The organism is Actinorugispora endophytica (genome assembly GCF_004363075.1).
Lineage (GTDB): Bacteria > Actinomycetota > Actinomycetes > Streptosporangiales > Streptosporangiaceae > Actinorugispora > Actinorugispora endophytica.
The window spans coordinates 48,942-62,343 of the sequence record NZ_SNYN01000012.1 but is presented as its reverse complement, the minus strand read 5'-3'; the positions used below and the strand labels follow the sequence as shown (position 1 = coordinate 62,343).

The window sequence follows — 13,402 nt, the reverse complement described above, 5'->3', positions numbered from 1 at the left end:
CGAGACCCCGAAAAGGTCAAGTTATCCATCCCTCTCGGTGGGGTCGTTTCGGCCTGTTCGGGTCTGGCCCGGTCTGGTGTCGTCTGGCCTGGTGAAGCGGGGTTTTCGGGGTCTGGTGGTTTCGGTCTGCTCCGGCCTGGTCCGGGGTGTTCCGGGGTGGCGCGTTGACGCCTTGTTGACGCGTCGGCGACGTTGGGGCCGGTGGCGCGGGGCCTGCCGGGACCGTGTCAACGGGGCGTGTTGACGGGCTGGTCGGCGGGGGTGCGGTCGTCGGGTTCCGGGCCGGTGCGGCTCGATGCCGCTCCGGCGCGGGGTCGGCTTCCGAAAGCCTCGACCGGGGCGCGGTGGTCGGCTTGCCCTGGGGGCAGGTCGTCCGGGGCTGGGCCTGGTGGTGCGGGGCTGGCGGGGTCGGCGGGAGGGTGTCGGGATCTGGTCGCGGTCGCGTCCGGGCTGGGAGTGGTCCGGCCTCCCAGGTCTTGCGCGGTTCAAACCGGTTCGGTGGGGATGGCCGATAGAGGATGGTTTCTCTGACAGAGCGCGTGCGGCTGGTTACGGTTGCTGGAGTATCCCCCGATGGGCAGGAGAACGGTTGTGGGCAGGCACGGCGATGATGACAAACCCAAGGACGGCGGTAAGGGCGGAGACTGGCAGAGCGACGGTCAGGACAGCAGCCGTCACGGTGGTGGTGAGACAGTCGAACCCCAAAGCGGTGACGGACAGGAACCGCCTCGGTGACGCCTGACTTCTCCCAGGGGCCGGATGCCCTTGTCCGGCTCCTGGAATCCAAAGGCGTGCTGATTGATCCGGCATGGCGCGATGCGTTCGTGAATGTGCCTCGACACCGGTTCGTTCCGGATGTGATCTGGCCGCGTGACACTCATGATCCGGCCTGGCGTGTCCCGGTCACCTCCGACAGTGACGAATGGTGTTCATGGGTCTATGACGACTACGCGTTGATTACGCAGGTGGACGACGGGACTCCGGAAGGACTGGATGGGCGTGGTCGCTATCCCACCAGTTCGGCGTCTCAACCCTCGCTGGTCGCGTTGATGCTGCAAGCGTTACGGGTGCGCGGCGGGGAACGGGTCTTGGAGGTCGGTACGGCGACCGGGTTCAACTGCGCGCTGTTGTGTCACAGGTTGGGCGCGGATCGAGTGACATCGATCGAAATCGATTCTTCCTTGGCTGAGCAGGGGCGCGCGAACTTGGCCGCGCTGGGGTACCGGCCTCACCTGGTGGTCGGGGACGGAGCTAAGGGCGTGCCCGAGCGTGCGCCGTTCGATCGGGTCTTGGCCACGGTGGCGGCCCGTGAAGTGCCCTGGGCGTGGGTGGAGCAGACCCGGCCCGGTGGAACGGTCGTGGCCCCGTGGGCGACCACCTATTTCGCGGCGGGCCTAGTGCGTCTGGATGTGCGGGAAGGGGCCGCGCATGGGCGGTTCATCGGTGCGGCGGCATTCATGCTGCTCCGTGACCAGCGTGCGGCCAAGGGTTCGATCTGGGACTTCGTGGATGAGAAATCCGCAGGAGTCGAGTCTTACCGGGGGCGGTTCGATCCCTCACCGCTGTCCGCTGACATCGCGGGCCTTGACCTGGCGGTTGGTGTTCTGGTGCCGGGGCTGGCGTATCGGCGCTTCAACGCCAAGGACGGCAGCGGTGAGGCCAGCGTCTACGCCTACGATCGGGCCGGTTCCTGGGGGCTGATCGAATACGAACCCAACGCGAACGAGTATGAGGCGTACCGGTTCGGCCCCCGTGACCTGTGGGCGGAAGTCCACCATGCTTGCGCCTGGTGGGAGAGGGCCGGGAGGCCCGGACGCGAACGCTTCGGCCTGACCGTCAACCCTGATGGCCAAACGGTCTGGCTCGATAGCCCCGGCCGTCCGGTCGGATCTTGAGCCGTGAGCCTACCGGGGACGGTGTGTGGTATCCGGCGCTGACGACCTGCGGACCACGCTCGAAAAGGCGTTCGGCGACGGCGGCCAGGAAGACTGACGTTCCGGCCTGATCGGGCCTAATCCGGTGTAGTACGTTGACGCCTCGTTGACACGGACCACAACGCCCGTCCAATACACGCCTCCTCACCAGGGGAAACGTACCGGGCGGGCGTTTCCCATGACTATGGTCAAGATCAGCGGGAGTGGCAGCCTCGTTCGGAGCAAGAGAATCTACATCGTAAAGCCGGATGGTGGGGAAAGTAAGGGGGCCGGGCCGCTCCTGCGAGCGGTCCGGCCCCCGGTGCCGCGGCGTGGACGGGGTCAGGAGCGGCCATAGCGCTTCTGGAAGCGCTCGACGCGGCCGGCGGTGTCGATGACGCGGCCCCGGCCGGTGTAGAACGGGTGGCTCGCCGACGAGATCTCGACGTCGATCAGCGGGTAGGTGTTGCCGTCCTCCCACTCGATGGTGTTCTGGCTGGTCGCCGTGGAGCGGGTGAGGAAGGCGAAGTCGCCGCTGCGGTCGCGGAAGACGACGGGGTGGTAGTCGGGGTGGATGTCCTTGCGCATGGCGCGTCCTCTTTCCTGGTGCGGTTGGGTGCGGGGCTCAGCGCTCCTCGCGGAACTCCACGTGGCGCCGGGCCACCGGGTCGTACTTGCGCAGCACCATCCGGTTCGGGGTGGTGCGGCCGTTCTTGCGGGTCACGTAGGTGTACCCAGTGTCCGCCGTGGACCTGAGCCTGACAACGGGCCGCGCGTCGCCGCGTGTCATCTGCCGCCTCCCTGAAGGGTCCGGGAGCGGCCGGCGCCGCTCCTGCTCTCATGGAAACGCAAGATAACGGTTTTCATTCCCGTTCGCGAGTCAGGACGGGCCGCACCCTGTCCGGGACACGCGGAACCGCCCCGGCACGGGGGAGCCGGGGCGGCCGGGCGCCACCGCCGTTCACCGGGGCGGAGCGGTCGTCTCCCGGTTCGGGGTGGTGGGCGTGGCGAGCAGGTCGCGCAGGTAGCGGTAGAACCCCTCCGCGTCGATCTCCTCGACCACGGTGGCGTTGGCCGCCAGGCCGTGCACGCCCCAGGACATCGCCGAGTAGCCGCGGGTGAGCTCCCCGGCGGTCTCCACGTCCACGTGGTAGCGGGCGCTGCGCGTCACCAGTTCGGGGTGCAGCAGCACCGCGGCGGTGAGGGAGTCGGGGTGGGTGGTGCCGTCGATGCCGACGCTGCGGTCGAACTCCAGGGTCGCGGCGCACACCCGGGTGAAGAAGTCCGACAGCGGGGTTCCCATAGCGTCGATCTCGGCCAGCCGCCGCTCACCGAAGACCGCCTGGCGCAGGGTAAGCGGGTCCCACGGGACGACGACGACTTCGAACCCGGCCGCGAACACCGCCTTCGCGGCCTCGGGGTCCACGTAGAAGTTGAACTCGGCGGCGGCGGTGATGTTGCCGCGCCCGTTGTTGGAGCCGCCCATGACGTACAGGGCCTTGACGTTCGAGGCGAAACCGGGGTCCTTGAGCTGGGCCGCCGCGATGTTGGTGAGAGGGCCGATCGCCACGATCGACAGCTCCCCCGGGCGCTCGGCGGCCATGCGCACCAGCGCGTCCACCGCGTGCTCGGACTCGGGGGCCAGTCCCGTGACGTCCATCTCCAGGCCGCCCGCGCCGTCGCCGTGCACGTTCTCCGCGCTCTCCCAGGGGCGCACGATCGGCTGCCGGGACCCCAGGTGGACGGGCACCGAGCCCAGGCGCCCGGCGGCGTTCAGGGTCAGCCACGCGTTGCGGACCTGGCGCTCGAAGCCCACGTTCCCCGCGACCATGGTGATCGCCCGCAGGTCGGCCGCCGGGTCCAGCAGTCCGGCCAGCAGCGCGACGCAGTCGTCCTGCGCGGTGTCGGTGTCGATGACGAGTGGAACGGGTGAAGCGGTCATTTTTCCTCCCCTTGACGCGAGATCGTATGGAGGCAGGCTAGCGCGACGCCCGTTTCGTGACGGTTCCCCCGCTGATCTTGACCTTTTCGGGGTCTCGGAGGCGGTTGAGGCCCCGAAAAGGTCAAGATCAGCGGGGAGAAGGGGCCCCGGACGCGGAACGCCGGGCCAGGGCGTCGCCGAGGAAGGCCGCGGTCGCCTCGACCGCCTGGGAGACGTACGGCTCCTGGTCGTACAGGTCGATGTGTGAGGTGGTGTCCAGCCAGAGGATCTCCTTGGGGCCGGGCGAGCGCTCGTGCAGGGCCGCGGCCAGGGCGGGGGAGCAGTAGGCGTCCTCGCGGCCGTGCACCACCAGCAGCGGGGTCTCCCCCAGCAGGTCCGCGGCGCCCAGCGCGTCCATGGTCATCAGCGAGTGCAGGGACCCCCGGGTGACCCGGTTCTCCCAGTGCTCGGCCGCCGAGCGCCCGGTGCCGTAGTAGGCGTAGGGCTCCTCCCCGGGCATCGCCGCCTCGCCCTCGTCGGCGCGGACCGCGGGGACGACGTCGTCGTACCCGGCCAGGAACGAGGCCAGGGCGCCCCGGTAGGACGCGATGCCCATGCCCTCGGCGAAGAAGGCGGGGCTGTTGTACGCCCCCGCGATCCCGGCGACCGCCCCGACCCGGGGGTCGCCGGCGGCGCCCCGCACCACGTAGCCGCCGCCCAGGCACACGCCCACCAGGGCGATCCGGTCCGCGTCGACCCGGGGGTCGGCGGCCAGCAGACCGACGGCGGCGCGCAGGTCGGCCAGTTTGCCCTGGGTGTCCTCGTGGCCCCGCAGGCCGCCGCTCTCACCGAAGCCCCGATGGTCGAAGGCGAGTGTCGCGAACCCGGCCTGGGTGAGCCGGTGCGCGTAGTGGCCGGTCACCTGCTCCTTGACGCCGGTGAGGGGGCCGCTCAGCGCGATCGCGGGGACCGGGGCGTCCGCCGCGCCGGGAATCCGCAGGTCGCCGACCAGTTCGACGCCCTCGGACTGGAACACCACCCGCTCGGCGGTCGTCGAACGGGTCGCCGGGGACGGATTCCGCCGGTCGTCGTGCATGCGCTCTCTCCTCATGGCTGGCGGCGGTCCCGGCCGCTCCTCGTGGACCGTCCCATGCGACACCGCGCGCGGCGGGCCGTCAACGCCGACCCGCTCGTGAACAGGCGTTGTCCACAAGTGGTCACCGGGGCCGCCCCCGCCGCGCGGGGTGAGGCGGAGCCCCGCCCGCCGCTCCCCGGTCCGGCCGGCCGGCGCTCCCTCCGTCGCGGCGGGCAAGGATCCCAGGCTCGCGCGGACCCGCGCAAGACGGGGACGGGGAGAACGCCCATGGTGTTCCCCGGGGGCGGTCCCGGTGCGATCATGGCCCGACGGGGACGTGGGCGAGGGGGACGCGCGTGGTCAGGAACAGGCTCGCCGAGCAGGCGTGGGAGTCGCTGGCCCGGACCCAGGTGGCGCTGATGCGGCGGTTCCAGGAGGACTTCCGCGCGGCGGGGGTGCCGATGCGGGTCTACGACGTGCTGTGCACCCTGTCCCGGCACCCCGGAGGGCGGATCCGCCTGCGCGACCTCAACGAGCACATCCTGCTCACCCAGCCCAGTGTGAGCCGGCTGGTGGAGCGGATGGAGGCCGACGGCCTGGTGTCGCGCGGAGGGGCGCCCGAGGACCGGCGCGGCACCGTGGTGACGATCACCGGCGAGGGGCGGGAGCTGCTGCGCGTGCTGGGCCGCGATCACGCGGCGGCCATCGCCGACCACGTCGGCACGGCGCTCACCCCCGACGAGCTGAGGACCCTGCGCGCGCTCGCCGACAAGCTGCGCGCCGCCCAGCGCGCCGCCCGGCACGCGGCCCGGTTCGCGGACGGGCCCCGGTAGGTGCGGTGCCCGTCCGGGAGCGGTCGCCGCTCCCGGACGGGCACCGCCCGGCGGTCTACGGCAGTTGGCCGACGTGGGCCAGGGCCTGGCGCAGCAGTACGCCCTGGCCGCCGGTCATCTCCTGCTGGACGTCGGGGCCGGCCGCCTCCTCCGGGGTGAACCAGACCAGGTCGAGCGCGTCCTGGCGGGGCTGGCAGTCGCCCGCCACCGGAACGACGTAGGCCAGCGACACCGCGTGCTGGCGGGGGTCGTGGAACGAGGTGACCCCCGGGGTCGGGAAGTACTCGGCGATGGTGAACGGCTGCGGGGAGACCGGCACGCGCGGCAGCGCCACGGGGCCCAGGTCCTTCTCCAGGTGGCGCAGCAGCGCGTCGCGGATCCGCTCGTGGTACAGCACCCGCCCTGAGACCAGGGCGCGGCTGATCGTCCCCTCCTGGTCGACGCGCAGCAGCAGGCCCACGCTCCGGACCGCGCCGGTGTCGTCGGTCCGCACCGGGACGGCGTTGACGTAGAGGATCGGCAGCCGGTCGCGCACCGAGTCCAGCTCCTCGCGGGAGAACCAGCCGGGCGTGGTGTCCGTGGTTTCGGTCATGCCTTGATTCCTACCGCATGGCGCCGCCGCGTACCCTACGGGCCCTCTCCGGGCGACGCGTTTCGCCACCACCGCCGCGTGTGTTGGAGGATGTCCCCGTAATCCCCCCAATGATCGGAGTTTCCCCGCATGGCGCGGACGAAGCGCATCCCCGCGATCGCGCTGCTGGTATCGGGCGGCCTGCTCCTGAGCGGCTGCGGCGTCGTGGACGACCTGTTCGGAGACGGGGCGGGCCCGCCGCCGGTGAGGGAGGAGTTCCCCTACGTCAGGGAGGGGCGCATCTTCCAGGACACCGGCAGGGACGAGGTGATGCGCTTCGCGATCACCGGCCTGGAGCGCACCCCCGACCACACGGTCATGTACTACGAGGTGGGCTACCCCGACGGGTTCACCGGCAGCAACCGCAACCTCAGCATGGCGCACACCCTCGTCGACCCGATCACCGGCCGCGTGTACCGCCAGTACTTCGACGACGAGGGCCTGAAGTACGGATCGGTCAGCCCCGACGGCAACGGGCTCTACCCGGTGCACGACGGGACCGTCAACGAGTACCGCAGGTACTTCCCGCCGATCCCCGAGGAGGTGAGGCAGGTCACCTTCATCGGCAGCGGGCTGGGTGCCATGACCGGCATCCCGATCCAGGACGTCGACGAGGAGCGGCCCGACCCGACCGACCCCAACGGCCCGGACCACCTCTCCCTGTCGGACCCGCCGCCCCCGGGCGAGAACCTCGTCTTCGCCAACCGCCGCCCCGACGACGGGGCCGCCGCGGACGAGGGCTGGGTGGAGAGCTTCGTGGACTCCGAGATCGCCTCCATCACGCGGGACGGCGACACCGAGACGATCTCGCTGCACTCGGACGTGATGTTCGAGTTCGACGAGTTCGACCTCACCGACGAGGCCGAGGCGGTCGTGCGCCAGGCGGCCGCGTCGCTGGCCCGCAACGTCGACCCGGACGACCCGGAGATCACCGTCATCGGCCACACCGACGGAAAGGGCGGCGACGACTACAACGCCACGCTCTCGGTCCGGCGCGCCGAGACGGTGCGGGACCTGCTGGCCGAGGAGATCGGCGGCGGCTACACGTTCGAGGTGGAGGGCCGCGGCAGCACCGAGCCGGTGGCGCGCGAGGGCGGCGCCGACGACGAGGCGGCGCGGGCCCGCAACCGGCGGGTGGAGTTCTCCTACACGATCGCGGGCCCGGAGGAGCCCGAGGAGGAGGACGATGACGACGACGGCCTCGGCGTCGCCCGGCGCAACGTCGACTGGCCCGCGCCGTTCACCGACGACAACGGCGACGTCGTCGCCACCGCGGAGCGGGACGGCGTGCGGCTGGACGTCTACCCGCTGCGCAGGGACGGCGCCTACGTGATCGGGACGGTGGCGCTGACCAACACCACCGACGAGCCGCTGACCCCGGACATGGGCGGTGCGGGCGCGTTGCAGGCGGGCGGGCCCGAGCAGTTCAGCAAGGGGACGCTGGGCGGGTTCCAGCTCCTGGAGCCCGAGACCGGGCTGGTGCGCTACGTCGCGCAGATGAACTTCGGCGACGGCACGTACAGCGGCTTCGCCGAGGAGGTGCACGAGCTGCAGCCGGGCAACACCTACGACCTGGTGGCGGTGTTCCCGGCACCGTCCGACGACGTCGAGGAGCTGACCCTGCGCGCCGGGCCCTTCGGCGAGATCCCGGAGGTCCCGGTGGGGGAGTGACGCCCCCGGGATCCGGGGGAGGGGAGGGGCGGGCCCGTCGGCGGGACCCGCCCCGCTCCCCGCTACCGCCTGGTCCGCAGCGCGGCCGAGACGAGGACGTGCTCCATGTCCTCGCGGGAGGCGTCGGAGAACATGGCGACGGCCGAGACGTGGAAGTCGCCGGGCAGCGACAGGTGGAGCTGCCTGCTGGAGCCCTCGACGGTGGTGACGGACTTCAGCTCGCCGCCGAGCTCGTCAGCCTGGTCGGTGCGGTAGGTGTCGACGTCCACGTCGACGTCCACCTCCCAGTTCATCTCCTCCTGCCCGCCGGGCATCCGCACGACCGGGGCCTTGTCGCTGGGGTCGGCGTTCACCGTGAAGACGAGCGCGAAGGACGCGCCGGCGCCGGCCGCGGCGGAGTCGTGCCAGGCGCAGGACAGCCGCGCGGCGTCGGTGACGCCCTCGATCTCCCCGGCCTCCTCCGCGACCGCGGCGCCCTCCGGGGCCAGGCCGCCGACGAGTTCGTCGGCGCCGACCTCCGCGCAGGACGCGGGCAGCGCGAACCGGGCCGCCTCCGGGGTGGGGGACGGGGCCGGTGTCGGCGACGCCTCCGCGTCGGCCGGCCCCTCGGAGGCGCCATCGAGGGGCAGCGCGCCGCAGCCGACGAACAGCACGCCGGCGGCGAGGACCGCGCCGGCGGTCGCGGCGAACCAGGAGAGGGGGGATGACGGAACGAGTCGCATGGAAGGCTTTCGGGGTCGGGGGGTGTGGCCGTGCGCCGTGGGGGGAGCCCCCGCGCGGACGACGGAACCGTAGCAAGAAACCCGCGACCCCAACGGCGCGCGCCGCTCCCCGGCCACGCTCGGGCGGACCCGCCGGGAAAGTGGAAGCCTCTCGCGGCCCGGCGCCGTCGGGTCGTACGCTGGGTCGGCGACGGGGTATGCACCGGGCGCGGACGGTCCGGGCACGGAGCGCCGACCGCACGACGAGGAGACCACGATGGCCGTTCAGGCATCCGCCGGATACGCCCGCTCCGAGCGGGCCGCGCTGTGCGACCTGCTCACCGAACTCGGACCCGACGAGCCGACCCTGTGCACCGGCTGGACCACCCGGGACCTCGCCACGCACCTGGTCGTGCGGGAACGCCACCCCCTGGCAGCCCTCGGCGTCAGCGGGAAGGCGCGGGCGGCCCTGGACGAGCTGGAGTACGACGCGCTGGTCGCGCTGGTCCGCCGGCCGCCGCGCTGGTCGATCTCCGGCCCCGCGCTGCTGGACCGGCCCGTCAACACCGTCGAGTTCTTCGTCCACCACGAGGACGTGCGCCGGGCCCGGCTCGACTGGCGGCCGCGCACGCTGCAGCGCCGCCAGGCCGCGGACCTGTGGCGGCGGATCAGGCTCTTCGCCAAGCTGAACCTGCGCCGCTTCCCCGCCGCGGTCCAGGCCGAGGCCCCCGGGTACGGAAGGTTCAGCGCGGGCAAGGGCGGCCCCCGGGTGCGGATCATCGGCGCCCCCGCCGAGGTCGCCCTGTTCGTCTACGGCCGCCAGTCCGTCGCCCACGATCTGGCGCTGATCGGCCCCGACCCCCTCGTCAAGCGCCTGTCCGACACCCCCCTGGGCCCCTGACCCCGCCCCCTCGGCGAGCCGGGGCGGGCGGCGCCGGGGGCGGCCGGGCGGCCGCCGGCCCGCGACCGGGAGGGCCGCCCGGGGGCTACGGGTGGGGGGTGAGGTAGCCGCCCATGGTGCGGAAGTAGTCGGTGGCGGCGTACTCGGTGCCGTCGTCGGCGCGCACGCGCCTGATCACCAGGCCGCGGTTGCGGCCGGTGCGCGCGTCGGCGCCCGCGACGACGACGACCCCGTCGTCCTCGGGGATGAAGACGCGGCCGGGCGTGCCGCCGTACCGCTTCCGGGACACCGCCGCGGACAGGATCCGCACGCGTTCGCCGCGGTGGTGGGTGAACGCGTTGGGGTAGGGGTCGGACTGCGCGCGGACCAGGCGCTCGATGTCCTCGGCCGGCCAGTTCCAGTCGATGCGGCTGTCCTCGACGGAGCGCTTGTGGAAGAAGCTGGCCCTGGAGCGGTCCTGGGGGGTCCAGTCGGTGCGGCCGGAGGCGATCAGGTCCAGCGCGTCGGTGGTGATCGGGGCGATCAGGTCCACGGTCCGGTGGAACAGGTCGGTGGCGGTGTCCTCGGGGCCCACCGGGACGGCGCGCTGGAGCACGATGTCGCCGGCGTCGAGTTCGCCGTCCATCATGTGCGCGGTGACCCCCACCTCCCGCTCGCCGTTGACGAGCGCCCAGATGAGCGGGGAGAAGCCCGCGTAGGCGGGCAGCAGCGAGTCGTGCACGTTGAGGGTGCCGTGGCGGGGCAGGGCGAAGATGTGCGGCGGGATCCAGGTCCGCCAGTTGTTGGCCACGACGATGTCGGGGTCGGCCTCTTCGAGGGCGCGCGCCACCTCGTCGTCGGGCCGGTCGCGCACCAGGACCGGGACCCCGTGCTCGTGCGCGAGGTCGGCCACCGAGTCGCTCCAGATCCGCTCGTAGGCGTGGTCGCTGGCCGGGTGCGTGACGACCAGGGCGACCTCGTGGTCGGACTCCAGGAGGCCCTGGAGGGTGCGGTGCCCCCAGGTCTGGTATCCGAAAAGGACGACTCTCATGGGGGTTTACTCCTCGGCGCGGGATTGACGATCGCGCACAAGTTAAGCAAGACTCACCTAAGTAAGCAATGCCTAACTAAGTATTGCCTTACCTTTGCGTGCCCCACAAAGGCGCGCTTTCGCACGCCCGGGCACCACCGGCCAACCCGAGCACCCTGCTCGCCGAGTTGAAGGACAGGTATGTCAGTGGCACTTCCCGACGACGGAATCCCGGTCCACGACCTCATCGGAGTCGGTTTCGGTCCGGCCAACCTCGCGTTGGCGATCGCCCTCACCGAGCACAACGGGCAGACGGGCGGCGCGCAGGACGTCACCGCCCTGTTCGTGGAGCGCCAGCCCCGGTTCGGCTGGCACCGCGGGATGCTGATCGACGACGCCACCATGCAGGTGTCCTTCCTCAAGGACCTGGCCACCCTGCGCAACCCGGCCAGCGGGTTCAGCTTCCTGAGCTACCTGCACGCCAGGGACCGGCTCGTCGACTTCATCAACCACAAGACCCTGTTCCCGCTGCGCGTGGAGTTCCACGACTACCTGGAGTGGGCCGCGGCCCAGGTCCAGGACCTGGTCGTCTACGGCCGCGAGGTGGTCGGGGTGAGCCCGGTGACCCGGCCCGGGAGCGAGGAGGTCGAGTCCTTCGACGTGCGCGTGTCCGACACCGGCCGCCGCGGCGCCGAGACCGTGTACCGCGCCCGCAACGTCGTGTTCGCCACCGGTCTGCGGCCGTTCCTGCCCGAGGGCGTCACCGCCTCGGAGCGGGTCTGGCACAACAGCGACCTGCTGCCCCGCGTCGAGGCGCTGGGCGACGCCGACCCCGCCCGGTTCGTCGTGGTGGGCGCCGGGCAGAGCGCCGCCGAGGCCACCGCCTACCTGCACCGCCGCTTCCCGCGCGCCGAGGTGTGCGCGGTGTTCTCCCGCTACGGGTACAGCCCCGCCGACGACAGCCCCTTCGCCAACCGGATCTTCGACCCGGCGGCCGTGGACGACTTCTACCTGGCGCCCGACGGGGTCAAGCGCAGGATGATGGGCTACCACGCCAACACCAACTACTCGGTGGTCGACATCGACCTCATCGACGACCTCTACCGGCGCAGCTACCAGGAGAAGGTCCTGGGCGACCGGCGGCTGCGGATGCTCAACCTCGCCAACGTGAGCGAGATCACCGAGACCGGCTCGGGGGTGCGGGCCGCCGTCGAGTCCCTGGGCACGGGCGAGACCACCGTCCTGGACGCCGACTACGCCGTCTACGCCACCGGCTACAGCCCCGCCGACCCCACCGGCCTGCTCGGCGGGCTCGGCGCCGCGTGCCCGCGCGACGAGCAGGGGCGCCTGCGCGTCGGACGCGACTACCGGGTGGCCACCGCCCCCGAGATCAGCGGCGGCATCTACCTGCAGGGCGGCACCGAGCACACCCACGGCATCACCTCCGCGCTGCTGTCCAACGCCGCGGTCAGGGCCGGGGAGATCACGCGGTCGGTCATCGCCAACCGGGACGCGGACCTGGACCGGCGGCCCCGGTTCGTGGCCACCCCCGCCTGACGGCGGCCCCGCCGCCCCCCACCCGCGCGCCGCGCGCCACCGGCGCGCGCGGTCGCACCTGATCACGCCGCCCACGGGGCGGCGCGCGCCCGGACCCGCGCGGCGGGGGTCCGGGCGCCCCACCGAGCCGCACCACCACATCCCCGAAAGGCGAGACCCATGTCCCTGAGATCCGCGCGGTTCGCGAAGTCCGCGGCGGTGTCGCTGCTGGCCCTCGCGCTGGCCGCGGCGCTGGCCGGCTGCGGCGGCCCCGAGGCCGAGGAGGCCGGGGACGCCCCCGCCGCCGAAGGCGCCTTCCCTGTCACCATCGAGCACAAGTACGGCGAGACCGAGATCCCCGAGCAACCCGAGCGGGTCGTCACCCTGGGGCTCTCCGACCAGGACGCGGTGCTGGCGCTGGGGGTCAGGCCGGTCGGCTCCGTCGACTGGTTCAAGGAGGAGCCCTACGGCAAGTGGCCGTGGACCGAGGACCTGTGGGGCGACGAACCGCCCCAGATCGTCGGGGAGCGCGACGAGTACGACATGGAGCGCATCGCGGCGCTGGCCCCCGACGTGATCATCGCCCAGTACTCGGGGATGCGCCAGGAGCAGTACGAGACGCTGTCCCGGATCGCCCCGGTGGTGGCCCAGCCCGCCGACTACCCCGACTACGCGGCGCCCTGGCAGGAGATGGCCCGCCCGATCGGCGCGGCGCTGGGCAGGGCGGACGAGATGGAGGCGCTCATCGAGGACATGGACGAGCGCTACGCCCGGGTCCGCGCCGAGCACCCCGAGTTCGCCGAGGAGACCCTGATCGTCGCGGACAGCTTCGAGCCGGGCGTGTACTCGGCGTTCGCCGACACCGACCCCAAGGCGATCTTCTTCTCCGAGCTGGGCTTCCGGCTCTCCCCCGAGGTCGACGGGCTCGTCGAGGACGGCGCCAACGTCGCCCAGTTCGGCGCCGAGCGGCTCGACCTGCTCGACGTGGACCGCCTGGTGTGGGTGACGTCCAGCGAGGAGAGCAACGAGCGCATCCGGGACGAGCCGCTCTACCAGCGGCTGGCCGTCGCCGAGGACGGGCGCGACCTGTTCGTCCCCTACGAGGACCCCGACATCGGCGCGGCGTTCTCGTTCAACACGGTGCTGTCGATCCCCTACGCCATCGACCAGACGGTCCCGCTGCTGACCGGCGAGGAGTAGCGGGGCCGCGC

Annotated in this window: 13 protein-coding genes; 6 read left to right on the top strand and 7 right to left on the bottom strand. The window is 72.1% G+C overall.

The features are described 5' to 3' along the window. Positions 1 to 731 precede the first annotated feature (731 nt). Entirely contained in the window at positions 732 to 1,895 is a 1,164-nt protein-coding gene (locus tag EV190_RS15210) for a methyltransferase domain-containing protein (protein ID WP_166655467.1), read from the top strand. A gap of 360 nt (positions 1,896 to 2,255) precedes the next feature. On the opposite strand, the gene EV190_RS15205 is transcribed toward EV190_RS15210, so the two are convergent. From EV190_RS15205 to EV190_RS15190, 4 genes are all read right to left on the bottom strand, one after another. Then, positions 2,256 to 2,501 carry a type B 50S ribosomal protein L31 gene (locus EV190_RS15205; protein ID WP_133742224.1) on the bottom strand — a complete coding sequence of 82 codons (246 nt, stop codon included), beginning with the start codon at positions 2,499 to 2,501 and terminating at the stop codon, positions 2,256 to 2,258. Positions 2,502 to 2,538: 37 nt separating this feature from the next. Then, on the bottom strand, positions 2,539 to 2,703 hold the full coding sequence (rpmG, locus tag EV190_RS15200; protein WP_133742223.1) for a 50S ribosomal protein L33: 165 nt from the start codon (positions 2,701 to 2,703) through the stop codon (positions 2,539 to 2,541). A 171-nt stretch (positions 2,704 to 2,874) separates the two neighbouring features. Then, positions 2,875 to 3,855 (bottom strand): nucleoside hydrolase, encoded by a 981-nt coding sequence (locus tag EV190_RS15195; RefSeq protein ID WP_133742222.1) that lies wholly within the window; start codon positions 3,853 to 3,855, stop codon positions 2,875 to 2,877. Between the two features lie 127 nt (positions 3,856 to 3,982). After that, on the bottom strand, positions 3,983 to 4,930 hold the full coding sequence (locus tag EV190_RS15190; protein ID WP_208113182.1) for an alpha/beta hydrolase: 948 nt from the start codon (positions 4,928 to 4,930) through the stop codon (positions 3,983 to 3,985). 335 nt (positions 4,931 to 5,265) lie between these two features. Here EV190_RS15190 and EV190_RS15185 point away from each other — a divergent pair, with 335 nt between their 5' ends. Beyond that, complete coding sequence (locus tag EV190_RS15185; protein ID WP_133742220.1) at positions 5,266 to 5,742, top strand: MarR family winged helix-turn-helix transcriptional regulator; 477 nt, start codon at positions 5,266 to 5,268, stop codon at positions 5,740 to 5,742. A gap of 55 nt (positions 5,743 to 5,797) precedes the next feature. Here the strand turns inward: EV190_RS15185 and EV190_RS15180 are convergent, their stop codons facing one another. Further along, positions 5,798 to 6,334, bottom strand: coding sequence for an NUDIX hydrolase family protein (locus EV190_RS15180; protein ID WP_133742219.1), 537 nt, complete (start codon positions 6,332 to 6,334; stop codon positions 5,798 to 5,800). A 129-nt stretch (positions 6,335 to 6,463) separates the two neighbouring features. On the opposite strand from EV190_RS15180, the gene EV190_RS15175 reads away from it, so the two are divergent. After that, complete coding sequence (locus tag EV190_RS15175; protein WP_133742218.1) at positions 6,464 to 8,044, top strand: OmpA family protein; 1,581 nt, start codon at positions 6,464 to 6,466, stop codon at positions 8,042 to 8,044. 62 nt (positions 8,045 to 8,106) lie between these two features. Here the strand turns inward: EV190_RS15175 and EV190_RS15170 are convergent, their stop codons facing one another. Then, positions 8,107 to 8,766: a hypothetical protein gene (locus EV190_RS15170; RefSeq protein ID WP_133742217.1), complete on the bottom strand. Its 660-nt coding sequence runs from the start codon at positions 8,764 to 8,766 to the stop codon at positions 8,107 to 8,109. Positions 8,767 to 9,022: 256 nt separating this feature from the next. On the opposite strand from EV190_RS15170, the gene EV190_RS15165 reads away from it, so the two are divergent. Beyond that, on the top strand, positions 9,023 to 9,646 hold the full coding sequence (locus EV190_RS15165; protein ID WP_133742216.1) for a TIGR03085 family metal-binding protein: 624 nt from the start codon (positions 9,023 to 9,025) through the stop codon (positions 9,644 to 9,646). A gap of 85 nt (positions 9,647 to 9,731) precedes the next feature. Here the strand turns inward: EV190_RS15165 and EV190_RS15160 are convergent, their stop codons facing one another. After that, positions 9,732 to 10,676 carry a methionyl-tRNA formyltransferase gene (locus EV190_RS15160; RefSeq protein WP_133742215.1) on the bottom strand — a complete coding sequence of 315 codons (945 nt, stop codon included), beginning with the start codon at positions 10,674 to 10,676 and terminating at the stop codon, positions 9,732 to 9,734. A gap of 180 nt (positions 10,677 to 10,856) precedes the next feature. Between EV190_RS15160 and EV190_RS15155 the strand changes: the two genes are divergently transcribed. Next, entirely contained in the window at positions 10,857 to 12,212 is a 1,356-nt protein-coding gene (locus EV190_RS15155) for a lysine N(6)-hydroxylase/L-ornithine N(5)-oxygenase family protein (protein ID WP_133742214.1), read from the top strand. Positions 12,213 to 12,371: 159 nt separating this feature from the next. Beyond that, positions 12,372 to 13,391, top strand: a complete 1,020-nt coding sequence (locus EV190_RS15150; protein WP_133742213.1) for an iron-siderophore ABC transporter substrate-binding protein — start codon at positions 12,372 to 12,374, stop codon at positions 13,389 to 13,391. Positions 13,392 to 13,402 lie beyond the last annotated feature (11 nt).